The following is a 24,041-nucleotide window of genomic DNA, read 5'->3' on the forward strand; positions in this document are numbered from 1 at the left end:
CCATTGAGTGAGTCGCACCTCGGACGCCGAGCGTCCACTTGTGAACCCTGCCGCCATCGCTCACCCCTTCCGTTTCGTTCAGCCTGTCCTACGGCCTGCGGTACTGGCCACTGGACGCTCAACCCCGACCGACGATCCTCAATCGAGACGGCGTTCTCTTGCCATGAAGCTCGAAGGGCCTCGTGACTCGCACCGACGAGCAGGTGCGAGAAGGTCACTCATGAGCACTGACGAGGAGCGGTGGAACCACACGGGGCTGATTCGAGTGTTCACCATCACCGCGTGCGCCTCTCTCGCCGCCGCCATCGCGTTCATGATCCTCGAGCTCACGACGGACCTCGACGCCGCGACGGGCGCGTTCATCTTCCTGACGCTGTTCGTCCTGAATGTCGGGCTGATTCTCGCCCGGCGACGACAGGAGGTTGCAACGGACACACCGGTCGTTCCCTTCTGAAGCGCACTGCTCCGTGTGGGGATCCTTCAGCGGAACGATCAGGCGTTCGGTGCGGGTGCGAGTGTTGCGCTTCCGGAGACGACCATCCAGCGCCCGGCGATTCGTCGCCATGCGCGGACGTAGTGAAGCCGAGCCTCGATCCGTGTGCCGTGGTCGATCACAACGACGTCTACGACGGACGTGGTCTGGGCGCCGCCGGCAGAGGCCAGCGTGCTGCGACTGATTTCATCGATCGACTCGAACTTCGTTGTGCCCGACGAATGTGCTCCGAGATCTTCGTCCCGGCTGATGATCGAGCCTTCGGGTGTCGTGAAGATCAGCTCGGGTGCGAGCAGTCGACCAAGCGCATCGACGTCACTTGCGCGCATCGCGTCCAGCAATCGATCCTCGGCAGCATCGACGGTTTCGTGGAGCATGGATGGGAACGACATCCGGAAAGAGTATCTCTGCTCGTTGCGCGGCCTGCGTCCGTAGGGGGATCGGGTGCCGGGACCCTCTTCTCTCAGGCAGGCGTGTCGGAGTTCGATACTGAGGTCATGGCATCACTGCTCGTCTCCGACGTCGCTCACTCCGGTCTCACCGTGGCCGACCTCGACGACGCGCTGGTGCTGTGGTGCTCCGGTCTCGGGTTCGTGCTCGAGCGCACCTTCACGCTCGACGTGGAGGTCACGGCGGCGACCACCGGCGTCCGTGGAGCCGTGATCCGCGCAGCGACGGTGACCCTCGGCCCCCACCGTGTGGAGCTGCTGCAGTACGACCCGCCCCGACAGCTCGAGTCCGCCGGCTCGCCCGCACAGGTCGGCACGGTGCACATCGCGCTCACGGTCTCGGACCTCGATCGTGTCCTCGAGCTCTGCGCTGGACACGGCTGGAGACCGGTCGGGACACCTCACCGGATGACCGCTGGCGCCCGAGCCGGCACGCGCATCATCTACCTCGAAGGTGCCCTCGGCGGATTCCTCGAACTGATCGCGCCCCCACAGCTCCCGTAGGCCGCGTCGGCCGATCGCGTCGAGGGCCCGATCTCTCAGCCCGCCAACCTCGCCATCCACTCCTCCACCGCGTCGGGCGTGCGCGGCATCGCCGCCGAGAGCAGGATCGACGATGTCTCCGTGACCACGAGGTCGTCCTCGATCCGGATGCCCAGGCCCCGCAGCTCGGCGTGGACCGTCAGGTCGCCCGGCTGGAAGTAGAGGCCCGGTTCCACGGTGAGGGTGTGGCCGGCCGCGAGCACTCCGCCGAGATACGTCTCGTGCGGAGCGTGGTTGCAGTCGTGCACGTCCATCCCGAGCATGTGCCCGGCGCGGGAGATGCTCCACCGGCGGTGGTACGACGCGGACGGGGCCATGGCCTCGTCGACCGAGCAGCGGATCAGGCCGAGGTAGCGTCTACAACCGGGTCGAGCAGCTGACCGCATCCGGCATCATCACCGGGTTCTCGGCCCTGGTCGATCCGGGGAAGGTGGGGCTCGACGTCTGCGCCCTGGTGTTCGTGACTGTGCACCCGCAGTCGTGGCACCGGTTCCGCGAGGGCATCCTCCAGATGCCCGACGTCGAGTACTGCTGCATCACGACCGGCGAGCACGACGCGATGCTCCTGGTCCGCTCGCTCGACATCGGCGGCGTGCACGACTTCGTCACCGGCGTGGTCGCGGCCCGGCCCGAGGTGAAGTCGGTGGTCTCGGTCGTCGTGCTCGACGAGGTGGTGCGCAAGGCCTACCTGCTGCCCTCCGACATCCCCGACCGCTCCGGATCGACGAACCGGCTCGGCATGACGCGGTTCACCACCGCGGGGAACGGCCGCGACGCGGCGCGCTGAGCGTCAGACCTCGACGCAGATGCTGACGTGGTCGTCGCCGTCGATCTCGAACTCCTCGACGAGCCGCAGCAGGCCCTCCCCGTCGAGCTCGACGCGGCTGCCGCCGGTGCCGCTGACCACGGTCCCGCCGTCGATCAGCTGGTGCACGAACGAGACCTGCAGGGCGTCGCCGGTGCGCGTGCCCACGAACCGGCCGAAGGTCACGGTGTCGCCGACGTAGTCGCCCCAGACCACTCCGTCGCGCTCGGAATAGTGGAACCGCGACGGCGACTCCGGGTCGACCGCGCTGTTGGTCGAGGAGGTCATCACGAACTCGCGGCCGTCGAGACTGGGGGCGGTGGTGGCGTCGTTCACGTCATGGAGTATGCCGGAGAGGTCGAGGTGTCCTGGCCGCGGGCCGATTTCGTCTCATCCTTCGGGTGGCGAACCCGTGGAACTGGACGAAAGTGTCGTCACGGCGTCCCTCCACGGTTCATTCGTCTGCGGTCGCGGACCGACCGACGTCGCTCGGATCGCGCCGAAGGCCCTCCGGCGTGGAGCGGGCGACTCCACGGACAGGACGTCGTCCGGTGTCTGCGAGGCGTCCGGACCTCCCCGGCCGCCTCGATACTCCATCGACTCGTCCGTGATCGGAAACTTTCCCGTACTCTCAGAACCCGTACGGGGAATGAACCGGGGGCTCATTCGCATCCGGTTCGAATTCGACATCTTGGGGGCGCAATGGATCCGCAGCAATCGGTGAACAGTGATCGCGCCGTGTGCGCCCACGCGAGGAGCGGCGGATGACCGGGTCGAGTGCGACCGGCGCCGTGGTGAAGCGCCCCGAGTCGCGGGAGTGGATCGACTTCGCCAAGGGCGTCGCGATCAGCCTCGTCGTGCTCTACCACTCGTCGTTGTTCCTCGGATTCTTCGACCTCGCGGGGTACGTCCCGAAGCTCCGGACCGTGCTCCTCTACTTCCCCATGCCCGTGTTCTTCTTCATCGCGGGCCTCACGGCCGCCCGGATGCTGACGTGGACGTTCGCCGAACTGTGGCGCCGCCGAGTTCTCGCGCTGGTGTACCTCTACCTGCTGTGGTCGTTCATCCGGGTCGTCTTCTACCTCATCGTCCCGTTCTCACGGTCGGAGGCCACCTCGCCGACGGACCCGCTCAACGTGCTGGTGCTGCCCATCCTGCCGTCGAGCAGCTACTGGTTCATCTGGGCTCTCGCGATCTTCAGCATCCTCGCCTGGCTGATCCGCAAGGTGCCCCGGTGGATCCAGCTCTCGGTGGCCGGGCTGCTGGCCGTCGCGGCGACGACCACGGGCCTGCTGGACACCGACAACATCGGCTGGGACCGGGTGCTCCAGAACTTCATCTTCTTCCTCGTGGCGATGTTCATCCCCCGCACGTTCTACCGCTTCGCCGCCCGCGTGAAGGTCTGGCAGGCGCTCGCGCTCGCAGTGTCCTACATCGGCATCATCGCGGTGATCGTCGCCTTCGACGCCAACCGCATTCCGGGCGTCATCCTGATCGCCAGTTCGGTCGCGATCGTCCTGGGCATCGCCGGCTCCCAGTACCTCGTCAAGGTCCGCGCACTGAAGATCTTCGTCACCATGGGGCAGCAGAGCTTCCAGATCTATCTCCTGCACCTCTTCGTGATCGCTGTCGTCGTCGCGTTCGTCCCCCTGCTCGGCGAGACGAATGTCCCGACCGGCCCGGCGACGGTCTTCCCGGTCGCCCTGACGGTGTTCTCCCTCTGGGCGTCGCTGTTCATCTTCCAGTCGCTGCGGCGCTTCTCCTGGCTGTGGGTGAGCCCGTTCAGCACCGGCAAGTCCCAGAAGAAGCGCCTCGCCGCCAGGAATGCGAGATCAGCCGAGGTCCAGCCCACCGCGGTCGAGTCCGCAGCTCCTGTCGCCCCGGCCGATGAGCCCGCTGACGCGGGGACTGCGGGCAGACCGGAGAAGGACTGACCGGCGAGCACCTCCCGGGCGACTCCCCGGGCGACCCTTCTGCAGGCCCGAGTCGTCTCGGGCGCTGGTGAGTCCGCCTCAGACCGGGCCGGCCCGCGCTGCTCGGTCTCGGGCGAGCCGAGGGAGCAGTCGGACGAGGACGACCATGCCGACGAGTTCCACGAGGGTCTGCGTGACGACGACGACGGGCGCGAGCGACAGCGGTGCCGGGAGCGCGAGTGCGAGGGGCAGCACGACGAGCGAGTTGCGGGTCGCGCCGCTGAACACGAGGGCGCGCGTCGCGGGCACGTCGAGTCGGAAGACGCGTCCAGCACCCAGCCCCAGAGCGGTCATGACCACGAGGAATCCCGCGTAGAGCGGGACGAGGACGAGAAGCCGGCCGGCCGAGGCGCCCACGGCGCCGGCCTGGGAGGCGACGACGGTGAAGAGCGTGGCCGTCATGAGCGGCACCATGAGCCCGAGCATCGTGGACTCGACGATCCGGCCGGACACGTGTCGGCGCGCCAGGGCCTGCACCAGCCCGGCCGCGGACAGCGGCACCACGATCAGCAGCAGGAACGCCCGCGCGAACGGACCGGCGTCGACCACCGCCACCCCCGCAGGACCGATGAAGAGCACCAGATACACGGGGAGGAGGAGGATCTGCGCGAGCATCAGCAGCGGTGCGGCGGCGAGCAGCCGGTCGGACGCCCCTCCGGCGAGCCCGGCGAACACGATCACGTAGTCGATGCACGGCGTCAGGAGCACCAGGAGGACCCCGAACAGCAGCACCGGAGTGTCGGCGACGAATCGGGACAGCCCGTAGGCGACGAGCGGCACGACGACGAAGTTCAGCACCCCGACCGCGGCGAGGAAGCGGCCGTCGCGCAGAGACCGTCCGATCGCGGCGAACGGGACACCGAGGAACGTGGCGAACAGCAGCAGCGCGAGCACCGGTTCGATCGCGACCTCGAGGTGGTGCGCGGCGGGCAGCAGCAGTCCGAGAGCGGCGCCGGCGGCGATCGCGGCGAGGTAGAGCGGGAGCTGGCGGTGCTCGAGCCAGGCGACGAGCGCTCTCACGACAGCAGGTCGGCGAGAAGGAGGGGCACGGGTGCAACGGTAGAGGCTCGCCGCCCGGCTCACCGCCGTGGCCGAGACCACCCGCGAACTGCCGGCGCTGACCTGATCGCGCGTCGAGCGGAAGCACCGCCGCACAGTGAGTCCGCTGACGACCGCGACCTGGCGCGCCCGGGCGGATGATGGTCGGGTGAACCGCACCGATCGTCTGTACGGGCTCGTCGAGGAGCTGCGGGCGGTCTCGCCCCGGCCGCGGAGCGCGCGCCGTCTCGCCGAGCGGTTCGAGGTGTCGGTGCGGACCATCGAGCGGGACCTGTCCGCGCTGCAGCAGGCGGGTCTGCCGATCTGGGCGGAGCCCGGCCGCACGGGCGGCTACGTCATCGACGCGTCGGCGACCCTCGGTCCGGCCGGGTTCACGGTGGAGGAGGCCGTCGCCGTGCTGATCGGCCTCAGTGCGCTGCGGCGCAGTCCGTTCCGGCAGGCGGCCCGGACCGCCGCCCGGAAGACGCTCGCGGTCCTGCCGGACGACGTGGCCGCCCGCGCCGGCGCGGTCGCCTCACGCGTGCACTTCCTCGAGAGCGAGGAGGAGGCGGTCGTCCCGGCGGAGTTCGCGACGGCCCTCCGAGCGGATCGTGTCGTCCGGCTGCGCTACCGCGACAGCAGCGGCGCGGAGTCGGTCCGCGACGTCGAACCGCTCGTCTCGATCGGGAAGGAGGAGCACTGGTACCTGATCGCGTGGTGCCGACTGCGGGAGGGGGTCCGGGCGTTCCGCGGCGACCGGATGCTGTCGGTCGAGGTGACCGACGAGCGGCCTCCGCAGCGCACCCTGCGAGCCGGGGACCTCGCGCTCCAGTACGGACGGCTGCGGTCCGTCGTCGACGACTGACCCGCTCCGGGGACGGCCGCCGCGGACCTCGCGGAGTCGCGGACGATCTGCGGAAACACCGACAGGACGGTGTCGCGACGACCGGCGAGCCTGGTGCCATCACCTCATCCCGGCCCTGAAGGAGCCCCATGTCGTTCACCTCCCTCCGCATCGTCACCGACGACCTCGACGGCCTCGTCGCCTTCTACGAGCAGGTCGTCGGCCGACCGGCCGAGCGCCCGGCGCCGGTCTTCGCGCAGTTCACGGGAGCGGGTGCGACCCTCGCGATCGCCCGCACCTCGACGGTCGCGATGCTCGACGGCGCCGTCGTCCCCGCGTCGAACCGCTCCGTCCTGCTCGAGTTCGAGGTGGCCGACGTCGACCGCGCCTTCGCCGAGCTCGCACCCCGGAGCGAGGACGTGGTGCTCCCGCCGAGCACCATGCCGTGGGGCAACCGCTCCGCCCTCGTCCGCGACCCGGACGGGAACGTCGTCAATCTGTTCAGCAGGCCCGCGGGCTGATCGGGCGCACTCCGTCGGTCCGAGCACGCTCACGCCTGGCCGGTGGGACCCGACGGGGATCGCGGAGACCACCGGGGATCCTCTCTCGCGACGCGATCCTCCCGAGCCGGCATGGCCTCGGGCCGACCGCGACCGGTCTGCGGTTCGCAGGCGGGAGCACGGCGACTCCGTCCAGCGTGACGTCCCGACCGCACTCCGACCGTCGGGACGGCCACCCGCCGTCGGTGTCCTCGGCGGTACCCTCGCGGCATGACCTTCGTGAACGTCGGCACCCTCGGGGCCGTCCCCGGCAGACGCGACGAGCTCGTCGCCGTCCTCACCGAGCACAACGACGACCTCGTCGACGCCGGCTGCCTGCTCTACGAGGTCGGGGTCGACGACGAGCAGCCCGACACCGTCTTCGTCGTCGAGCTGTGGGAGAGCGCCGAGGCGCATCGGGCCTCCCTCGCCCTCCCCCGGGTCCAGGCCGCGATCGCGACGGCGCGCCCGCTGCTCAGCGGCGCCTTCGGCGGCTACCGCTTCGACGCAGCAGGCTCTCCCCTCCGGAGCTGACTCGCACCGAAGGCGGGCGGGTCGACGGTACAAGCCGACCTGGAGGGAGCGGGCCGTCCGTCAACGGAAGGCGTCTTCGTATCCCGCCACCCCGACGCCTCGAAGCGGAGCACCGTGATCAGCACGTTCCTCGTCGACCACGCCGCGCTCGTCCCGATCGCCTTCTGGATCGCGGTCGCGGTGGTCACGGCGATCGCCTGGCTGCTGCACCGGCGCGGCGCGGAAAGGTCTCTTCTCGTCCTCGCCGCGCTCGCCTTCGTCGTGGGGATCGCGCTGACCGTGTATCCGCCCGACGGGACGCCGCGGGTCTTCTGCACCGTGCAGTTCTCGGTGCCGTTCGACGGCATCGACACCCTCGCGAACATCGCGCTCCTGCTCCCCGGGGCCCTGCTGCTCGCGGTCGCGGTCGGCCGGCCCCTGCTCGTCGCCGCCGCCGTCTCCGGCCTGTCCGCCCTGATCGAGCTGGTCCAGGCGGGCGTTCCGGCGATCGGCCGCTCCTGCGACACGAACGACTGGTTCATGAACACCATCGGCGCACTCCTCGCCGCGTTCCTCGCGGCCCTGATCCTCACAGGGGAGAAGCGGCGCGGGCGTCGGCGAATGGTCCGCTGACACCGCCTGTCACGTCGCCCTGCTCTCGGCCGGGTGTCTCGGCGGCCGACATCAGCACGGGTCCGTCGATCCACGTCCCTGTGACGCGGACCTGCTCAGAGGACGGCCGACGCCACGGGTGCCGTCTCGGCGACGCCGAGGACGATCGGGCGCGACCGGGCGTCACCGGGTGCCGCGGTCGCGTCTGTCGACCGCCCCAGGAGCTGTCAAGTCTCTCCCCCGTCGGCGCCGGCGCTGCGCACGCTGGAGGCATGAAGCATCTCCTCTTCGCGAACAAGACGATGCTGGTCGGAGACGACGCGGCGGACGCTCTGATCGAGTACGGCGTCGCCCTCGCCGTGAGCAGCACGGCGGACCGCGTGGAGTACACCGGCATCGGCGGCGACGGCGGCACCGTGCAGGCGGTGTTCCTGCTCAACGCCGGCGCCGCCCTGGTCGCCGAGACCACTCCCTCCGATCTCCCGGAGCCGGACAACACGGCCGAGGTCGCCCGCATCCGCGAACGCACCAGGACGCTCACGGGAGTGTTCCCCGTGCAGCCGAGCGAGGACGACATCACCTTCGACGTCGAGCTCGAGCACGAGCACGAGCACGGCTTCGGACACTGACCGGCCCGCCCATGCCCTCCCTCCACGCCCCCTGGCCGACGCTCTGACCGGGGACACGGACGACGCCGAGGTCCGTCGCTGGGCGGCGTCCCGCGCCCCGCTCACGCCGGGGACGATCGCCGTGCTGCAGGCCGTCGGCTTCATCAGCGCAGCGCAGCGGGTCCCCGCCGACACGGCCCTCGCTCTCCTGCTGACGGCGGCGGAGGACGACCGGCGCGATCCGCCCGACGTGGCTCGCGATGTCCTCGCGCGCCGCCATCCCCTGGCCGATCCCGGTGACGATCGCGGCGCGTCGGGGACCCCGTGATCACCGCCCTTCGGGAGCCGTGGTCGGTCCGCCGCCGGGGGCGCTGTCTCCCGAGTCCGCGACGTGAAGCGCACCGCGCGCCGCCCGCCCCGCCCGCTGGATGCGCGCCCGCACCAGCCGCTGCAGCAGCGCGGGGTAGAGCTGGACGGCGATCGTCGACCCGAGCAGCCAGGCCGCGCCGCCCGTCGCACCCGTGACCGTCGCGGCGAGGGCGAGCGCGACTCCGACGGCCGTGCACGCGAGGTGCACCGCCTCGGAGCGGCGGGTGTGCTGATCGAGAGCGGTCAGTCCCGCGCGCGTGCCGTCGAAGCCGCGCTCGCGGGTGACGAGGCGGTTCCACCCGACGACGTCGAGCAGCCGGCCCAAGACGCCGACCCCGAGCGCCCGCAGCAGCGCCGGCTCGCGGCGACCCACGTCGAACCAGGACTGCTCGAGCGGACGCGTGCGCGCACCGAAGGTCAGGGCCGCCCAGCTGGTGAGGACCATCTGCGCGACCGCGGCGAAGACCGGATGCGAGGGTCCGATCGCGGTCCAGCCGGCCGCGAGGAGGGCGGCCGCGAGGACGGTGGGAACGAGGGTCCGGATCATCTCCGCTCCCTCCTGCTCGTGCTGCGGTGCTCGAGGCCAGTCCAGCAGATCCGCGGCATCCGTGCGCCGCATCCTCCTCCGGACGCCCCGCGCCGGGCATCCACCGCCTTCTCGGCAGCGCTTCCTTGACACCGCCGCCGGCCGGTCATCATCATGCAGTCACGACCGGCGGCGGCGTGCCACCGGCGACCCGACAGGAACGGTGCACCGATGCCCACCACGATCTTCGTCAACCTGGCCGTCGCCGATCTCGCCCGGGCGAGGGCCTTCTACGAATCGCTCGGCTACTCGATCAACGAGGGCTTCAGCGACGAGAACGCCGTCAGCGTGGTGATCAGCGACACGATCACCGCGATGCTGCTCACGCGGGAGTTCTTCGCCGAGTTCACCAGCAAGCCGATCATCGACGCCACCACCTCGACCGAGGTGCAGCTCGCCCTCAGCGCCGACAGCAGGGAGGAGGTCGACACCCTCCACGGTAAGGCCCTCGCCGCGGGCGCGACCCCGGCCGGCGAGCAGGACCACGGGTTCATGTACTCGAAGAGCTTCGACGACCTCGACGGCCACCACTGGGACTTCGTCTGGATGGACCCGGCGGCCGCGGCAGGCGGTGCGCCGGAGCTGTCCGTCGAGGAGATCCGGGCGAACACGACGCACAGCTGAGTCACGACCCGCGGACTCCGAGCGGTCGACGTCCACGACCCGCGACGGCGCGCCCTCGCAGTCACACTCCGTCACGATACGGCGCGCACTCCCCTCGGCCTGACAGGCTCCCGGCATCCGCCTTCAGGGCGTCTGGACAGGAGCACACCGTGACGATCACTGCACCGGCGACCACCGCGACCACCGCTGCGGCGAGCGCCGCGACCAGGGTCTCCGCGCCCGCACCCCGTGCCTCCGCGGCGGCCGGCTTCTCCACGCGCCAGGTGCACGCCGGTGCCGCGCCCGACGGCGCCCACGGGGCGCGCGTGACTCCCGTGCACCTCAGCGCCGGCTTCGTGTTCGACAGCTTCGAGCACGCCCGCGAGCGGTTCGCCGGCGAGGACGAGGGCTACCTCTACACCCGCAACGGGAACCCGACCACCGAGGAGGTCGAGCGCCGGCTCGCCGATCTCGAGGGCGGCGCCGAGGCGATCCTGGTGGCGAGCGGCCAGGCGGCCACCGCCTCCGCTCTCCTGGGGATCCTGCAGGCCGGCGACCGGGTGCTCTCGTCGCGCCGCCTCTACGAGGGCAACCGCGGGCTGCTGGTGCAGAACTTCGGTCGGCTCGGGATCGGCGTGGACTTCGTCGACGACGCGTCGGACCTCGGCGAGTGGGAGCGGCGGATCGGGCCCGACACCCGGGCCCTCTTCGGCGAGCCGATCCCCAACCCGAAGAACGATCTGCTGGACCTCCCGGCGCTGGCCGCGATCGCGCACCGGCACGGGCTGCCGTTCGTGGTCGACAACACGCTCGCGACCCCGTACCTCCTCCGCCCGATCGAGCACGGGGCCGACGTGGTCGTGCACTCGACCAGCAAGTTCCTCGCCGGGCACGGCTCCGCCCTCGGCGGCGTGATCGTCGACGCCGGCACGTTCGACTGGGCGGCGCGCCCCGCGCTCTTCCCGCACCTCAACCAGGAGGAGCGGTCGTTCGGCGGCCGCAGCTGGACCGAGCAGCGCGGCCGGCGCGCCTTCGTCTCGTACACGCGGGACATCGTGGTCTCCCGCCTCGGACCGACGCCGTCACCGCTGAACTCCTTCCTGCTGCGGCAGGGCGTCGAGACGCTGTCGCTGCGGGTCGAGCGGCACTCGGCGAACGCCCTCGCCGTCGCCCGCTTCCTCGAGGGGCGGCCCGAGGTCGTGTCGGTCGACTACTCCGGCCTGGAGTCGAGCCCGTCGTTCGCCCTCGCGCAGCGGCTGCTCCCCCGCGGGCAGGGCTCCGTCTTCTCCTTCACCGTGGCCGGAGGCGAGGCCGGCGCGGCCGCCTTCATCGACGCCGTCGAGCTGTTCAGCCACATGACCCACCTCGGCGACGTGCGCTCGCTGGTGCTGCACCCCGCGTCGACCACCCACGCCGGACGCACCCCCGCCGAGCGCGCCGCCGCCGGGATCCACCCCGGGCTCCTCCGGCTGTCGATCGGGATCGAGGACGTCGACGACCTCCTCCGCGACCTCGAGCGCGGGCTCGCCGCGGTGCGCGCACACGCCCTCCCCGCGCTCGCGGAGGTGTGAGCGTGGCGCGCCGTCAGCACTTCGGCTGGTTCTTCTCCCGCGGCTTCGGCCCGCAGGGATGGGGGCACCCCTACCGGGAGTGGAACCACGACTGGACGAAGCCCGGCCTCTACCAGCAGTCGGCCCGCGAGCTGGAGCAGGCCGGCTTCGAGCTGATCGTGATGGAGGACGCCGTCTCGCTCGGCTCCCCGGAGACGCTCGACCTGCGGGTGCGGGGGGCGTACGGCGGGCCGAAGCACGATCCGCTCCTCCTGGCGCCGTACCTGTTCGCGGCGACCGAGCGGATCGGGCTGGCCCCGACGATCAACGCCGGCATCACGCCCCCGTACCTCGCCGCCCGGCAGGCGGCGACGCTGCAGCACCTCAGCTCCGACCGCTTCGGGATCAACCTCGTCACCGACGTCGGCAGCGCCCGCCACGTGGGCCTCGAGCCGCTGTCGCACGACGCGGCCTACGACCGGGCCGACGAGTGGATGGCGGTCGTCCGCCGGCTCTGGCACAGCTGGGGCGAGGGCGCGCTGGTCGCCGACCCCGAGTCGGGCCGCTACGCCGACGGCACCCGGATCGACGCGTTCCGCCACCGCGGGGAGCACTTCCGCGTGGACGGACCCCTGAACGCCGTCCCCTTCGCGAACGGCGACCCGATCGTCGTCTCCCCCGGCGGGTCTCCCCGCGGCCTGGCCTTCGCCGGCACGCAGTCGGACGTGCAGCTCGCGCTCGCCCCTCTGGAGGCCCGGGCGGTGCGCGACTACCGGGCGCGCGTGCTCGCCGCGGCCGAGCAGCACGGGCGGACGGCGGACGACCTGCGCGTGCTCTTCGTCGTGAAGCCCGAGATCGTGTCGAGCCCGGAGGAGGCCGCGCGCGTCGTCGAGGCGTCGCGCCACCCCGACGAGGACGCGCTGCGGCGGATCGCGCTCGGCTGGTCGAGCGACCTGGAGACCGACCTCACCGGGCTGGACCTGGACCTCCCCGTCCCGCGGTCGGTGTTCGGCGAGCACGTCTCGCACGGCACCATCGCCGGCCTGTACGGCGGCACGGAGGACGCTCCGCTGCGGGAGCTGCTGACCAGGAAGGCGCGCAAGGGCCGCGTCGCCGAGCGCGCCGGCTTCGTCGGCACCGCGGAGGAGTTCGCCGACTTCGTCGAGGAGCTCGGCGACGACGGCGGCAGCGACGGGCTCCTCCTCTCCGGGGACCTGCACCCGGTCACCCTGCACCGGATGCTCGACGACCTCGTCCCCGTCCTGCGCCGCCGCGGGATCCTCCGCGACGAGCTCGCTCCCGGCGGGACCCGCGCCAACCTCTTCGGGACGTAGGGGGGGGTCCGCCCCGTCTCACTCCGGATCCTGCGCCCGGCCGGGCACCGGGCGGAAGAACCCGTGCTCGATCTCGTGGGCGAGCTGCACAGCCTCGACACGCGAGGCCGCCCGGTCCACCGCTGGCGGCCCGGCCTCATCGGGGGTGCAGAGGGAGCGGAGGCGCTGAAGGACGGCTCCTCGCCACTGTCGTGCGATGCCGCCCGCCTCGGTGCTCCGCCGTCCCACCTCGTCGAGTCCCCGCGAAGGCGCTCCGCCGTTCACACGGCGGCCCGCACGGCTTCGAGCGCCTCGAGGAGGAGGGGACGCGGCATGGCGAAGACGAGACGCACGTGGTCGGCGTAGCCGGCGCCGCACAGGCGTCCGGAGGTGAGCGTCACTCCCGCCTCGCGCTGCAGGTGCTGCGCGGGATCGGCGAGGCCGAGAGCACCCAGGTCGAACCAGGCGAGATACGTCGCCTCCGGGGTGCGGTGCCCGATCCGGGGCAGCTCGGAGGCGAGGAAGTCGGCGATGAGGCGCCGGTTGCCGTCGAGGTAGTCGACGACCTCGTCGAGCCACGCTCCGCCCTCCCGGTAGGCGGCCGTCGAGGCGATCACGCCGAGATTCGAAGCGCCGTGCTGCACCGCGAACCCGAAGCGCGAGTAGACGTCCTCGTCTGCGTCGTTCGTGGTGATCAGCTGCGCGGCCTTCAGGCCGGGGATGTTCCACGCCTTCGAGGCGCTCGTTCCGGTGACGGAATGCCGGGCGGCCTCCTCCGAGACCGAGGCGTAAGGGATGTGGGGGACGCCGTCGAACCGCAGCGGCGCGTGGATCTCGTCGGCGAAGACCCGCCCGCCGTGGCGCTCGACGACAGCGGCGAGACCTTCGAGCTCGGACCGCGGCAGGACCGAGCCCGTCGGGTTGTGCGGATTGCAGAGCACCAGGGTGCCCGCTCCCTGCGCGAAGGCCGCATCGATCCCGTCGAGGTCGTGCTCCCAGCGGCCGTCGACGATCGTTCCCGGGACCTCGATCACCTCGCGTCCGATGGCCGACAGGTAGGTGAGGAACGGCATGTAAGCGGGGGTAGGCACGATCACCGGTGAGCCGGGGCGGGAGAACTCGGTGACGGCCACTCCGAGCGCGGCCATGACATCCGAGACGGAGTGCACGCGGGCGGGGTCGACCGTCCACGCGTACTGCTCAGCGAGGTACTCCGCGGCGGCCTCGCCCAGCTCGCCCGCAGTCGAGGGGGACAGATAGCCCAGCACGTCGCCGGCCACGGCGTCGTGCAGTGCCCTCCGAACGGCCGGCGCCGTACCGAAGTCCATCTCGGCGACCCAGGCTCCGATGGTGCCGGGGCGGAGGCTCCACTTGCGGCTCGTCGGGCGGTCGAGTCGTTCGCGCGTGAGCGAGTCGAACAGGTGCATGGGAGTCCTCGGGGAAGCGGGCGGAGGGCGCCCCGCTGGGCGATCGGGGCGCCCGAGGCGGGGGCGGCTCAGCTGTTGTCGAGCGGGAGCCCGGGCGGGTTCACCAGGGCCTCGTCCACGGCCTCGTCCTGCAGGCCGTAGGCCGACAGCCAGTCCTGGTACTGACCGTTCCCGATGAGGTAGCCGAGGGCCTGGGCGATCGGCTCGGCGAGTCCGGAGTCCTTCTTCACAGTCGCCGCGATCAGCCCGTCGAGCGATTCGCCCGCTCCGGAGAACGTGCCGGCGTTGCGGGTCGGGTCGGCGCCGTCCTCCGAGATCCGGTTCTGGTAGACCGTCGTGGGGTTGGGCCCGAAGTAGGCGTCGATCCGGCCGGAGCCGAGAGCGAGAGTGACGGAGTTGGCATCGGGCAGTCGCGTGATCTCCAGGGACCTGCCCTCGGACTGCAGACGGGCCTGCCACTCGAGCAGGATCTTCTCCTGGTTGGTGCCGCTGCTGACCGCGACGGTGAGTCCGTCGAGGTTCTCGTAGTCGCCGTCGAACTCCCAGTCGTTCGAGGCGAGGACCTGGAACGCGAGGGTGTCGGCGCGGTAGGAGGCGAAGTCGTACTTCTCCTTGCGCTTCTCCGTGACGGTGATGTTCGAGAAGCCGACGTCGCTGCCTCCGGTGTCGATGCCCACGAAGAGGTTGTCCCAGGTGGAGTTCTCCACCTCGGGCTGCAGCCCGAGGACGGCGGCGACGAGGCGGCCGAGATCGGGCTCCGAGCCGGTGAGGGTCTCGGTGTCGGTCCCGGTGAACGCGAGCGGAGGGAAGCCTGCGGGGAGAGCGCCGACGCCGATCGTCAGGGTCCCGCGGTCGAGGATCTCCTGCGGCAGCGTGCCGCGGATCTCGTCGACGACCGGCACGTCGATGTCCGTCTCGGTCGCCGCTCCGTTGGAGAGGGCACCCACGGTGACGGTGGTGGTGCCGGAGGCGGCTCCCGGGGAGGCCGGGTCGGAGGCGGCGGCACCGGAGCAGGCCGCGAGGCCCGTCGTCAGCGCGGCGGCAGCGAGAAGCGCCCCGACTCTGGTCCAACGAGTGATGTGCGGTCTGGTCATGATTCGATTCCTGTGTCTGTCGTGCGGATGGAGAGGAGGAGGAGTGCGGGGGCTCAGCCGAGGACTCGGCCGAGGAAGTCGCGGGTCCGCGGATTCTGCGGGCGGTCGAGGACCTCGCTCGGGCTGCCCTGCTCGACGACGAGGCCGTCGTCGACGAACACCACCCGGTCGGCGACCTCGCGGGCGAAGCCGATCTCGTGGGTCACGACGATGAGGGTGCGGCCGCTCTCGGCCAGCGACCGGATGACCTGCAGCACCTCCCCGACGAGCTCGGGATCGAGAGCCGAGGTCGGCTCGTCGAAGAGGATCACCTCGGGGTCGAGCGCGAGCGCACGCGCGATGGCCACGCGCTGCTGCTGGCCGCCGGAGAGCTGCCTCGGATAGGCCGCCGCCTTGTCGGCGAGACGGACGTGCTCGAGCAGGGCGCGTGCCCGCTCGCGGGCCTCCGCGGGCGGCTGCCCCTGCGAGATCGGCGCCTCGGTGACGTTCTCGAGGATCGTCAGGTGCGGGAAGAGGTTGAAGCTCTGGAAGACGAAGCCGATCCTCGCCCTCTGGCGCAGGATCTCCTTCTCGCGCAGCTCCTTGAGCCGACCGCCGCGCAGCCGCACCCCGATCAGCTCGCCGTTCACGGAGACGAACCCCTCGTCGAGCTTCTCGAGATGGTTGATCGCCCGCAGCAGGGTCGACTTGCCCGAGCCGCTCGGACCGAGGATGACCGTGACGGTGCCCGCCTCGACGCGCAGGTCGACTCCCCGGAGCACGGTCCGGTCGCCGTAGGACTTGGTCGCGTTGTGGATCTCGATGGCGGCGGTCATCGCGCACTCCTCAGGCCGGCGAGCGAGCGCCGCACCCGCTGGAGGGGCGTGGGCGCGAGCTCCCGGTGCGCGCCGCGGGCGTAGAAGCGCTCGATGTAGAACTGCACGACCGAGATCGCCGAGGTCAGCACCAGGTACCAGATCGTCGCGACGACGAGCAGGGGGATGATGTCCGTCGGGTACGTGCTGCCGAGGTTCTGAGCGACCCCGAACAGGTCGAGCAGCGAGACGTAGAACAGCAGCGAGCTCGCCTTCAGCAGGCCGATGATCTGGTTCACGTAGGCGGGCACGATCGAGCGGAGCGCCTGCGGGAGGACGATGCGGGTGAACTGGCGGCGCTGCGGGATCCCGAGCGCCTTCGCCGCTTCGTGCTGCCCCTGATCGACCGCGAGCACCCCGGAACGGACGACCTCGGCGCTGTAGGCGATCTCGGACAGGCTCAGGCCGATCACGCCGAGGGCGAGGGGAGGCAGCAGCGACACCGTCGGCACCGACCACTGCGGACCGAAGGGGATGCCGATGCCGACGGTCGGATACAGGTTGCCGAGATTGAACAGGAAGATGAGGACGAGGATCAGCGGCACCGAGCGGAACAGCCAGATGTAGACCCAGCTGAGCGTCGACAGCACCGGATTGCCCGAGAGCCGGGCTACGGCGACGACGATGCCTCCGACGAAGCTGATCACGGCGCTGATGGCGGTGGCGAGGAGTGTCAGCTGCAGCCCCTTCAGGATCGCCGGACTGAAGAGCCAGGTCCCGACCTTCGGCCACTCCCACGACGGGTTCGTGAAGAGGGTCTGTCCGGCGTTCAGCAGGAGCACGAGGACCAGTGCGGCGACCACCCAGCGCACCGGGTGGCGCAGCGGCAGCACCGGCCGCTCGCCGAGTCGGGCGAGGTCGATGCCTCCGGGAAGGGGGCCGGACGTGTCCCGCGGTCGAGGCGGCGCGATCGTGCCGCTCATGAGGCACGCCCCGTGACGCGACCGCGCAGGCGTGCTCCGCCGTCGGGCAGGGACGCGGTGAGCTGCGCGAAGGAGTCGTCGTGCGCGGTCCGGATCCTCGCGACGTCGAGCGGCCGATCGGTGAGCGTCCGCGCATAGCCGTGCAGGACGACCACCTCCGGAGGCTGGGTCACGTCGTAGAGCGGTGTGTAGCCCGCGGTGAGGTAGAGCCGCTGCGCCTCCGGCTGGAGCGGCCCGGTCGTGAGGTAGACGGTCGAGTAGCCGAGCCGGCGGGCCTCCGCCTCGAGCTCGGCGACCACGCGCAGGGCGAGTCCCTGCCGACGGTGCGCCGAGGATGTCCAGATGCGCTTGAGCTCGGCGGTCGTGTCGTCGAATCTCTTCAGCGCGCCTCCGGCGATCGCGGTGCCGTCGCGCAGAAGCAGGACGAAGGATCCTTCCGGCGGGGCGAACACCTCGCTCGGGTAGCGCGCGAGCTCGGCCGATGCCGGCTCGCCCCAGGCGGTGCCGTAGCGGGTGTCGTACTCGCGCTCGAGCTCGTCGAGCAGGGGCCGGGCCCGCGGGTCATCGGCCCGCACATGGACGAACTCGTCGGCCGCGACGGTGTCAGACGAGGACACGAGCGGCCTCCTCGGCGGCCTGGGCGGCCGCGGCGTCGCGTCGAGCGACCTCCTCGCGCACCAGCGGTATCACGTGGCGACCGAAGTCGAGGGTGTCGTCGACGTAGTCGTAGCCGCGCGCCGAGATGATGTCGACCCCGAGATCGACGTAGTCGAGCAGCGCGGCGGCCACCGTCTCCGGCGTCCCGACGAGGGCGTTCGAGTTGCCGCGCGCTCCCGCGGCGACTCCCGCCCTGGTCCAGAGCGCGCGATCGAAACGGTCGCCTGCGGCGGCGATCGCGAGGAGGCGCTGCGAGCCGGTGTTCTCCGGCGCGGCGAGGCCTCCGGGGGCGGTCTCGCGGGTGCGCGCCTCGATGCGGCGGAGGATCCCCTCCGCCTTCTCCCAGGCCTGCTCCTCGGTGGCCCCGAGGATGGGTCGGAAGGCGACCTGGATGCGCGGCGCGACGTCGCGGCCGGCCGCCGCCGCCGCCTCCCGGATGCTGCGGATCTGCTCGGCGGTGTCCCGCAGCGGCTCGCCCCAGAGCGCGTAGACGTCGCTCTCGGCGGCACCGACGGACAGAGCGGCGGGAGAGGAGCCTCCGAACGAGATCTGCGGCCGAGGCTGCTGCACCGGCCAGACGTCGCTGACGAACCGGGAGAAGCGGTAGTGCTCCCCGGCGTGATCGAACGGCTCACGGGTCGTCCAGACCTGCTTGACGATCCTGATGTACTCGGCGGTGCGCGCGTAGCGCTCGTCCTTGCTCAGGTAGTCGCCCTCCGCGGCCTGGTCCGCGTCCGACCCGCCCGTGATCACGTGGACGCTCAGGCGGCCTCCACTCAGCTGATCGAGGGTCGCGAAGGCTTTCGCCGCGACCGTGGGGTAGGAGACGTTGGGCCGGTGCGCCAGCAGCAGCTGGATGCGCTCGAGCCGCGACGCGATGAAAGCGGCGGCGACGGCGGGGTCGGGGGCTCCGGAGTGGTAGGCGAACAGGATGCGGTCCCACCCGCTGTCCTCATGAGCCGCGGCCAGACGCACCGTGTACTCCGGGTCGAAGCTCGCGCCGCTGCGTGCTCGTGTCTCGCTGCCGTCGTTGAGCGCGGCGATGCCGAGGAATTCGATGGGCACTCGAGGCTCCTGCCTGTCGGGGCGCACCTTTCTGCACGCCGTGGGGGCCGACGCTAGGGTCCGCGGCCACCCGGCTCCAACCCGCCGCTACACACTTCTTCACATCGTCACGAGTCGTCACAGAGCGGCGTCCTCAAGGGGGAAGGGTCATCGTGGACGCATGTCAGCGCCATCGGACGGGACCCGCTCCCTCGTGATCGTCGGGGGAGGTCCCCGCGCGGTCGGGGTCCTCGAGCGCCTCGCCGCGAACGCCGCCGAGGACGCCCTCGGGCCGGCCGCGCTCGTCGTCCACGTCGTCGACCCGTACCCCGTCGGCCCCGGCCGGATCTGGCGCTACGAGCAGTCGACGTTGCTGAAGCTCAACTCGCTCGCAGCCGACGTGACGATGTTCACCGACGCGAGCGCGACGATCGAGGGGCCGGTGCGCCCCGGACCCTCGCTGATCGAGTGGGCGGAGGCGGTGCGGGCCGGCCGGATCGCGCTCGCAGAGGGCGACGAAGCCGTGCGCCGCGAGCTCGACGGGCTCCGCGCCGACAGCTTCCCCACCCGCCGGCTGCAGAGCCTCTATCTGCGCTGGTTCCACCGGGAGGCGCTCGCCGCTCTCCGCCCTGACGTCGAGGTCCGCGAGCACGCGGCGCGCGTCGTCGAGGTGCTCGGCCGCGACAACGGTGCGCAGCGGGTCGTCCTCGACTCCGGCGACGTGATCGAGGCGGACCTGGTCCTGTTCTCGCTCGGGCACAGCGGCGCTCTGCCGACGGTCGACGAGACCCGGCTGGCCGGGTTCGCCGAGCGCCACGGCCTCGCCTACCTGCCGCCGTCGTTCACGGCCGACGCCGACCTCGGATCCCTCCGCGCCGGACACGACGTGATCGTGCGCGGCCTCGGCCTCGTCGCGGTCGACCTCCTGGTGCTGCTCACCGAGGGCCGGGGCGGCCGCTTCGAACGGGACGACGCCGGCGGACTGCGCTACCACCCGTCGGGACGTGAGCCGCGCATCCTGATCGGCAGCCGCCGCGGGGTCCCCTACCACTCGAAGATCGGCTCGACGATCCAGGGAGCCGCGCCCGAGCCCCGCTGGTTCTCGGCGTCCGTCGTCGAGGAGCTGCGCTCGCGACACCGCCCGCTCGACTTCAGCGAGGACGTCTGGCCCCTGATCGCCCAGGAGATGCTCTGGGGCTACTACCGTGAGCTCTTCACCGGGCACCCCGACCGGGTGAGCACCGACTGGACGCACTTCTCGGAGGTGTTCTCGCGGCTCGACCCGCGCGCCTCGGTCCTCGCCGGCTCCCGCGGCCCGCGACCCGAAGCGGGACGGGGGTACGCTCTCCCCGCACTCGGGGCCGACGCCGAGCGGGTCCTCGGAGATGCGCGGACCCTGACCGCGCTCGTCGCGGACACTGTGCCGGACAGCCTCGACAGGCTGCTCCTCCCCGATCTCGACCGCCCGTTCGCCGATGTGCGGTTCGCCGACGGCTCGGCGCTGCAGGAGGCGGTGCGCGCCTACATCCGGGACGACCTGGCTCTGCGCAACCGGCAGGAGCACAGCGCCACGATGGCGCTCTTCCTCGCGCTTCTGCGCAGCCACTTCCTCGTCGCCGATCTCACCGCGTCCGCGAGGTGGACGCCCCGCTCGCGGATCGAGGATCTGCACGGATGGTGGCTCGGCTGGTTCAGCTTCCTCGCGAGCGGGCCGCCCGCGCACCGTCTCGAGGAGCTGCTCGCACTCTCGGACGCGGGCGTCGTCGACTTCCTCGGCCCGGGCATCCGTGTGGAGACCTCCGAAGAGGAGGGCCGCTTCGTCGCGAGCGGCGGGGCGACCGATCAGGTCGTCCTCGCTGACGCTCTCGTCGACGCGCGCCTCCCCCGGACGTCCGTTGCGAGGAGTGACGACGCGCTGATGCGAGCGCTCGTCGCGTCGGGGTCGGCGGTCGAGGACCTCGTCGACGTCGGCGACACTCTCCTGTCGACCGGGAGGCTGCGCGTGCACCAGGACGACACCCTGCTGCGCTCGACGGCGGGAGGCCGCGTCGGCCGCCGGTACGCGATCGGCCCGTACACCGACTCGCCGTTCGTCGGCGCCTTCTCCCGGCCGGGCACGAACGCGGTGTCGTTCCGCGAGAACGACAAGGTCGCGCGCGCGCTGCTGCGCCGCCTCCGCGCACTCGACGACGAGGAGCTCGTCCGAGCCGGCACCCTGATCCGAGGAGCACGATGACCGCCGCCCCACCCCTCAGCCTCGCCGTCGCCCTCGAGGGCGCCGGCTGGCACCCCGCGTCCTGGCGCGAGCCTGGCGCCCGTCCCGACGCGCTCTTCACCGGCGCGTACTGGGCGGACATCGTGCAGCGGGCGGAGCGCGGCGGGATCGACTTCGTGACGATCGAGGACTCCTTCGCCCTGCAATCGGCGGACCCCTTCCTGGCCGACGACCGCACCGACGAGGTCCGCGGCCGGCTCGACGCGCTGCTGATCGCCTCCTACGTCGCCCCCCTCACGAGCCGCATCGGGCTCGTGCCCACGGTCACCGTGACGCACACGGAGCCCTTCCACGTGTCGAAGGCCGTCGCGACGCTCGACCACCTGAGCCGGGGGCGGGGCGGTTGGCAGGTCAGGGTGTCGTCACGCGTCGACGAAGCCTCGCACGTCGGACGACGAATCGCGGCGATCGTGCCGCCGGAGCCGGGCACGCCCCTTCTCGAGGACCCCGCGATCCGCGCCGTCGTCGACGAGCTCTTCGAGGAGGCGGCCGACGCCGTCGAGGTCGCACGGAGACTCTGGGACAGCTGGGAGGACGACGCCGAGATCCGCGACGTCGCCACCGATCGCTTCCTCGACGCCGACAAGGTGCACCGCGTCGACTTCGCAGGACGCTGGTTCTCGGTGCGCGGCCCCGCGATCACTCCCCGGCCGCCGCAGGGGCAGCCCGTCGTCGCCGCGCTCGCACACGCCGACATCCCGTACCGTTTCGCCGCGCGCTCGGCCGACGTCGTGTTCGCGACGCCTCAGAACGCAGCGGACGCCGAGAGGATCCTCCAGGAGATCGCCGAGGCGGAGCGCGGGGCGGGGCGCACGGGCGAGCGCCTGCGGGTCCTCGCCGACCTCGTCGTCGTCCTCGACACCCCGGCGGAGTCCGCCGCGGCCAGACTCTCGCGCCTCGACGCTCTCGGCCGACCGCTCACCGGCGACGCCGCCGTCGCCGCCGGGTCGGCCGCGTCCGTCGCCGACCGCATCGCCGAGCTCTCACGGCTCGGCTACGACGGCGTCCGCCTCCGACCCGCGGTTCTCGCCACCGATCTGCCGCTGATCGCCGACGACCTCGTGCCCGAGCTGCGCCGACGCGGTCTGCTCGTCGGGACGGAGGAGGGCCGCACCCTCCGCTCAGCCCTGGGCCTGCCCACGTCGATCCCGAACCGCTACGCCTCCGAGGAGCAGTCATGACGCGGCGACCGAAGCAGATCGTCCTCGCCGCCTACGTGGGCGGGGTGAACGAGCACACCCTGTGGGAGCACCCCGACGCCGGCAGCCAGGTCGACTTCTCGACGTTCCGCCGCGTCGCAGAGACCGCGGAGCGCGGGCGGTTCGACTACTTCTTCCTCGCCGAGGGTCTGGCCCTGCGGGAGCGCGCGGGGCGCCCGTTCGACCATGACATCGCCGGACGACCGGACACTCTGCCGCTCCTCGCCGCGCTGGCCGCGGTCACGGAGCACATCGGCCTGGTCGGCACGCTCAACGCGACGTTCAACGAGCCCTTCGAGCTCGCCCGTCAGATCGCGACCCTCGACCACCTCTCAGGCGGACGAGCGGGGTGGAACGTGGTCACGTCCTTCGACGCCTTCACGGGCGCGAACTTCCGCCGCGGCGGCTTCCTCGACCGCGCCGACCGCTACGCCCGTGCCGAGGAGGCCGTCCGCGCGGTGACGACGCTCTGGGACACCTGGACCTCCGACGCCGTGCGAGCCGATGCCCCCTCCGGCGAGTTCCTCGCCGACTCGTCGACGGGGTCGTTCGCCGTCTCGAGCAGCCAGTTCGACGTCTCCGGCCGTTTCACCGTGCCGCGCAGCCCGCAGGGCCGCCCGGTGATCGTGCAGGCGGGCGTCTCTCCGCAGGGTCGCGACTTCGCGGCGTCGAGCGCCGACGTGATCTTCTCCCCCTACCACCGGGGACCTGAGGCGCACGAGTTCGCGCGCGACATCGCGGCCCGGGTCGCGGCGGCGGGTCGCCCGGCCGGCTCCGTGCGGATCCTCCCGTCAGCCGCCGTCGTCCTCGGCGGCACCGCTGCGGAGGCGGAGGAGAGAGCGCGGTGGATCCGCGATCAGCAACTCACACCGCGCACGATCCAGGTGCTCTTCGAGCAGGTCTGGAACCGGGACCTGTCGGGCTTCGACGTCGACGGGCCGGTACCCGATCTCGAGCCCGACCTCGAGGCGCCGCCGCTGATCGAGGGCCGCGCACTGATCCACGGTGATCGCGCGGGGACCGTGCGCGCCTGGCGTGCGCTCGCTCAGGAGCGCGACCTCACCCTCCGCGGTCTCGCCGAGACCGTCTTCGACCGCACGGAGTACGTGGGCACGGCTGAGCAGGTCGCCGACCGTCTCGACGAGTTCGTGCAGAGCGGAGGCGGCGACGGGGTCGTCCTCGGATCGCACCTGCACCCGGGTGGTCTGGACGAGTTCGTCGACCGCGTCGTGCCGCTGCTGCAGGAGCGCGGTTCGCTGCGCACCGAGTACGAGGGCACGACCCTGCGGGAGAACCTCGGCCTGGAGATCCCCGCCCGGCCGTGACCTCATCCCCTCCGCCCCCTCTCCGACCTCCGAAGGAAGACCATGACCGACGCCTACTACGACCGCGCAGCCGACCGCCGCTACACCGCCGCCTACAAGAAGGAGACCCCCGACGTCCTTGCGGCGTTCACCGCCTTCGACACCGCCGTCTTCGCTCCGCAGGGTCGCGAGATCCCGCTCAAGTACCGCGAGCTCATCGCCTACGCCGTGGGCATCAGCAAGCAGTGCGTCTACTGCATCGACGGCCACGGCCAGAACGCCGTGCGCGCCGGTGCGACCGAGACCGAGCTCGCCGAATCAGCCTGGGTCGCGGCCGCCATCGGAGCCGGAGCCGCCTTCGCGCACGGCCGACTCGGCTTCAAGCTGACCGAGGACCACCCGCACTGATCGTGCCCCCGCCCCTGT

General features: G+C 71.6%; 28 protein-coding genes. 17 read left to right on the forward strand and 11 right to left on the reverse strand.

Going from position 1 to position 24,041, the window contains the following annotated elements; translation table 11 throughout:
* Nucleotides 1–220: 220 nt before the first annotated feature.
* Nucleotides 221–454, forward strand: coding sequence for a hypothetical protein (locus tag C5C55_RS11320; protein ID WP_104233966.1), 234 nt, complete (start codon nucleotides 221–223; stop codon nucleotides 452–454).
* Nucleotides 455–492: 38 nt separating this feature from the next.
* Here C5C55_RS11320 and C5C55_RS11325 read toward each other — a convergent pair whose 3' ends face one another.
* Nucleotides 493–885, reverse strand: a complete 393-nt coding sequence (locus C5C55_RS11325) for a nuclear transport factor 2 family protein (protein ID WP_104233967.1) — start codon at nucleotides 883–885, stop codon at nucleotides 493–495.
* A gap of 105 nt (nucleotides 886–990) precedes the next feature.
* Between C5C55_RS11325 and C5C55_RS11330 the strand changes: the two genes are divergently transcribed.
* Nucleotides 991–1,446: a VOC family protein gene (locus tag C5C55_RS11330; RefSeq protein WP_104233968.1), complete on the forward strand. Its 456-nt coding sequence runs from the start codon at nucleotides 991–993 to the stop codon at nucleotides 1,444–1,446.
* A 35-nt stretch (nucleotides 1,447–1,481) separates the two neighbouring features.
* Here the strand turns inward: C5C55_RS11330 and C5C55_RS11335 are convergent, their stop codons facing one another.
* A complete protein-coding gene (locus C5C55_RS11335) occupies nucleotides 1,482–1,871 on the reverse strand; it encodes a M24 family metallopeptidase (RefSeq protein WP_104233969.1) in 390 nt (129 codons plus the stop codon).
* Nucleotides 1,872–1,915: 44 nt separating this feature from the next.
* Here C5C55_RS11335 and C5C55_RS11340 point away from each other — a divergent pair, with 44 nt between their 5' ends.
* A complete protein-coding gene (locus tag C5C55_RS11340) occupies nucleotides 1,916–2,272 on the forward strand; it encodes an Lrp/AsnC family transcriptional regulator (protein WP_258072544.1) in 357 nt (118 codons plus the stop codon).
* Nucleotides 2,273–2,275: 3 nt separating this feature from the next.
* On the opposite strand, the gene C5C55_RS11345 is transcribed toward C5C55_RS11340, so the two are convergent.
* Nucleotides 2,276–2,626: a hypothetical protein gene (locus C5C55_RS11345; RefSeq protein ID WP_258060307.1), complete on the reverse strand. Its 351-nt coding sequence runs from the start codon at nucleotides 2,624–2,626 to the stop codon at nucleotides 2,276–2,278.
* 428 nt (nucleotides 2,627–3,054) lie between these two features.
* Between C5C55_RS11345 and C5C55_RS11350 the strand changes: the two genes are divergently transcribed.
* Complete coding sequence (locus tag C5C55_RS11350) at nucleotides 3,055–4,224, forward strand: acyltransferase (protein WP_104233971.1); 1,170 nt, start codon at nucleotides 3,055–3,057, stop codon at nucleotides 4,222–4,224.
* Between the two features lie 78 nt (nucleotides 4,225–4,302).
* Here C5C55_RS11350 and C5C55_RS11355 read toward each other — a convergent pair whose 3' ends face one another.
* Complete coding sequence (locus tag C5C55_RS11355; RefSeq protein ID WP_258072545.1) at nucleotides 4,303–5,283, reverse strand: arsenic resistance protein; 981 nt, start codon at nucleotides 5,281–5,283, stop codon at nucleotides 4,303–4,305.
* A 187-nt stretch (nucleotides 5,284–5,470) separates the two neighbouring features.
* On the opposite strand from C5C55_RS11355, the gene C5C55_RS11360 reads away from it, so the two are divergent.
* The 6 genes from C5C55_RS11360 (at nucleotide 5,471) to C5C55_RS11385 (ending at nucleotide 8,745) form a co-directional block, all read left to right on the forward strand.
* The gene (locus C5C55_RS11360; RefSeq protein ID WP_104233973.1) at nucleotides 5,471–6,166 is read left to right on the forward strand and encodes a YafY family protein; all 696 of its coding nucleotides are present in this window, start codon (nucleotides 5,471–5,473) and stop codon (nucleotides 6,164–6,166) included.
* 128 nt (nucleotides 6,167–6,294) lie between these two features.
* Nucleotides 6,295–6,666, forward strand: coding sequence for a VOC family protein (locus C5C55_RS11365; RefSeq protein WP_104233974.1), 372 nt, complete (start codon nucleotides 6,295–6,297; stop codon nucleotides 6,664–6,666).
* Between the two features lie 249 nt (nucleotides 6,667–6,915).
* Nucleotides 6,916–7,218 carry a putative quinol monooxygenase gene (locus tag C5C55_RS11370; protein ID WP_104226533.1) on the forward strand — a complete coding sequence of 101 codons (303 nt, stop codon included), beginning with the start codon at nucleotides 6,916–6,918 and terminating at the stop codon, nucleotides 7,216–7,218.
* Nucleotides 7,219–7,332: 114 nt separating this feature from the next.
* Nucleotides 7,333–7,830, forward strand: a complete 498-nt coding sequence (locus C5C55_RS11375; RefSeq protein ID WP_181067842.1) for a VanZ family protein — start codon at nucleotides 7,333–7,335, stop codon at nucleotides 7,828–7,830.
* 251 nt (nucleotides 7,831–8,081) lie between these two features.
* The gene (locus C5C55_RS11380) at nucleotides 8,082–8,438 is read left to right on the forward strand and encodes a hypothetical protein (RefSeq protein ID WP_104233976.1); all 357 of its coding nucleotides are present in this window, start codon (nucleotides 8,082–8,084) and stop codon (nucleotides 8,436–8,438) included.
* A 121-nt stretch (nucleotides 8,439–8,559) separates the two neighbouring features.
* Nucleotides 8,560–8,745: a hypothetical protein gene (locus tag C5C55_RS11385; protein ID WP_104233977.1), complete on the forward strand. Its 186-nt coding sequence runs from the start codon at nucleotides 8,560–8,562 to the stop codon at nucleotides 8,743–8,745.
* Here the strand turns inward: C5C55_RS11385 and C5C55_RS11390 are convergent, their stop codons facing one another.
* Nucleotides 8,746–9,333 (reverse strand): hypothetical protein, encoded by a 588-nt coding sequence (locus C5C55_RS11390; RefSeq protein ID WP_146080937.1) that lies wholly within the window; start codon nucleotides 9,331–9,333, stop codon nucleotides 8,746–8,748.
* Between the two features lie 210 nt (nucleotides 9,334–9,543).
* Here C5C55_RS11390 and C5C55_RS11395 point away from each other — a divergent pair, with 210 nt between their 5' ends.
* The 3 genes from C5C55_RS11395 (at nucleotide 9,544) to C5C55_RS11405 (ending at nucleotide 12,859) form a co-directional block, all read left to right on the forward strand.
* Nucleotides 9,544–9,996, forward strand: coding sequence for a VOC family protein (locus tag C5C55_RS11395; protein ID WP_104233979.1), 453 nt, complete (start codon nucleotides 9,544–9,546; stop codon nucleotides 9,994–9,996).
* Between the two features lie 149 nt (nucleotides 9,997–10,145).
* Nucleotides 10,146–11,546, forward strand: coding sequence for an O-acetylhomoserine aminocarboxypropyltransferase/cysteine synthase family protein (locus C5C55_RS11400; RefSeq protein ID WP_258072546.1), 1,401 nt, complete (start codon nucleotides 10,146–10,148; stop codon nucleotides 11,544–11,546).
* A gap of 2 nt (nucleotides 11,547–11,548) precedes the next feature.
* Nucleotides 11,549–12,859, forward strand: coding sequence for an LLM class flavin-dependent oxidoreductase (locus C5C55_RS11405; RefSeq protein WP_104233980.1), 1,311 nt, complete (start codon nucleotides 11,549–11,551; stop codon nucleotides 12,857–12,859).
* Nucleotides 12,860–13,119: 260 nt separating this feature from the next.
* On the opposite strand, the gene C5C55_RS11410 is transcribed toward C5C55_RS11405, so the two are convergent.
* The 6 genes from C5C55_RS11410 to C5C55_RS11435 form a co-directional block, all read right to left on the reverse strand.
* Nucleotides 13,120–14,265 carry a MalY/PatB family protein gene (locus C5C55_RS11410; RefSeq protein ID WP_104233981.1) on the reverse strand — a complete coding sequence of 382 codons (1,146 nt, stop codon included), beginning with the start codon at nucleotides 14,263–14,265 and terminating at the stop codon, nucleotides 13,120–13,122.
* Nucleotides 14,266–14,333: 68 nt separating this feature from the next.
* Complete coding sequence (locus tag C5C55_RS11415) at nucleotides 14,334–15,359, reverse strand: transporter substrate-binding domain-containing protein (RefSeq protein WP_104223286.1); 1,026 nt, start codon at nucleotides 15,357–15,359, stop codon at nucleotides 14,334–14,336.
* Between the two features lie 53 nt (nucleotides 15,360–15,412).
* Nucleotides 15,413–16,174 (reverse strand): amino acid ABC transporter ATP-binding protein, encoded by a 762-nt coding sequence (locus C5C55_RS11420; RefSeq protein WP_104223287.1) that lies wholly within the window; start codon nucleotides 16,172–16,174, stop codon nucleotides 15,413–15,415.
* Entirely contained in the window at nucleotides 16,171–17,136 is a 966-nt protein-coding gene (locus C5C55_RS11425) for an amino acid ABC transporter permease (protein ID WP_104233982.1), read from the reverse strand. The genes C5C55_RS11420 and C5C55_RS11425 overlap by 4 nt, the downstream gene beginning before the upstream one ends.
* Nucleotides 17,133–17,753, reverse strand: a complete 621-nt coding sequence (locus tag C5C55_RS11430) for a GNAT family N-acetyltransferase (RefSeq protein WP_219812350.1) — start codon at nucleotides 17,751–17,753, stop codon at nucleotides 17,133–17,135. Before C5C55_RS11430 ends, C5C55_RS11425 begins: the two co-directional genes overlap by 4 nt.
* Nucleotides 17,740–18,858, reverse strand: a complete 1,119-nt coding sequence (locus C5C55_RS11435; protein ID WP_104233983.1) for an LLM class flavin-dependent oxidoreductase — start codon at nucleotides 18,856–18,858, stop codon at nucleotides 17,740–17,742. The genes C5C55_RS11430 and C5C55_RS11435 overlap by 14 nt, the downstream gene beginning before the upstream one ends.
* Nucleotides 18,859–19,018: 160 nt before the next feature.
* Between C5C55_RS11435 and C5C55_RS11440 the strand changes: the two genes are divergently transcribed.
* From C5C55_RS11440 to C5C55_RS11455, 4 genes are read left to right on the forward strand one after another with little or no spacing between them, the layout of a single operon-like run.
* Complete coding sequence (locus C5C55_RS11440) at nucleotides 19,019–21,073, forward strand: FAD/NAD(P)-binding domain-containing protein (RefSeq protein ID WP_104233984.1); 2,055 nt, start codon at nucleotides 19,019–19,021, stop codon at nucleotides 21,071–21,073.
* Nucleotides 21,070–22,293, forward strand: a complete 1,224-nt coding sequence (locus tag C5C55_RS11445; protein WP_104226542.1) for an LLM class flavin-dependent oxidoreductase — start codon at nucleotides 21,070–21,072, stop codon at nucleotides 22,291–22,293. Before C5C55_RS11440 ends, C5C55_RS11445 begins: the two co-directional genes overlap by 4 nt.
* Nucleotides 22,290–23,636: an NtaA/DmoA family FMN-dependent monooxygenase gene (locus C5C55_RS11450; RefSeq protein WP_104223292.1), complete on the forward strand. Its 1,347-nt coding sequence runs from the start codon at nucleotides 22,290–22,292 to the stop codon at nucleotides 23,634–23,636. The genes C5C55_RS11445 and C5C55_RS11450 overlap by 4 nt, the downstream gene beginning before the upstream one ends.
* A 42-nt stretch (nucleotides 23,637–23,678) precedes the next feature.
* Nucleotides 23,679–24,023 (forward strand): carboxymuconolactone decarboxylase family protein, encoded by a 345-nt coding sequence (locus C5C55_RS11455; RefSeq protein WP_104223293.1) that lies wholly within the window; start codon nucleotides 23,679–23,681, stop codon nucleotides 24,021–24,023.
* Nucleotides 24,024–24,041 lie beyond the last annotated feature (18 nt).

The sequence above is a fragment of the Rathayibacter sp. AY1C2 genome, assembly GCF_002931195.1.
Taxonomy (GTDB): domain Bacteria; phylum Actinomycetota; class Actinomycetes; order Actinomycetales; family Microbacteriaceae; genus Rathayibacter.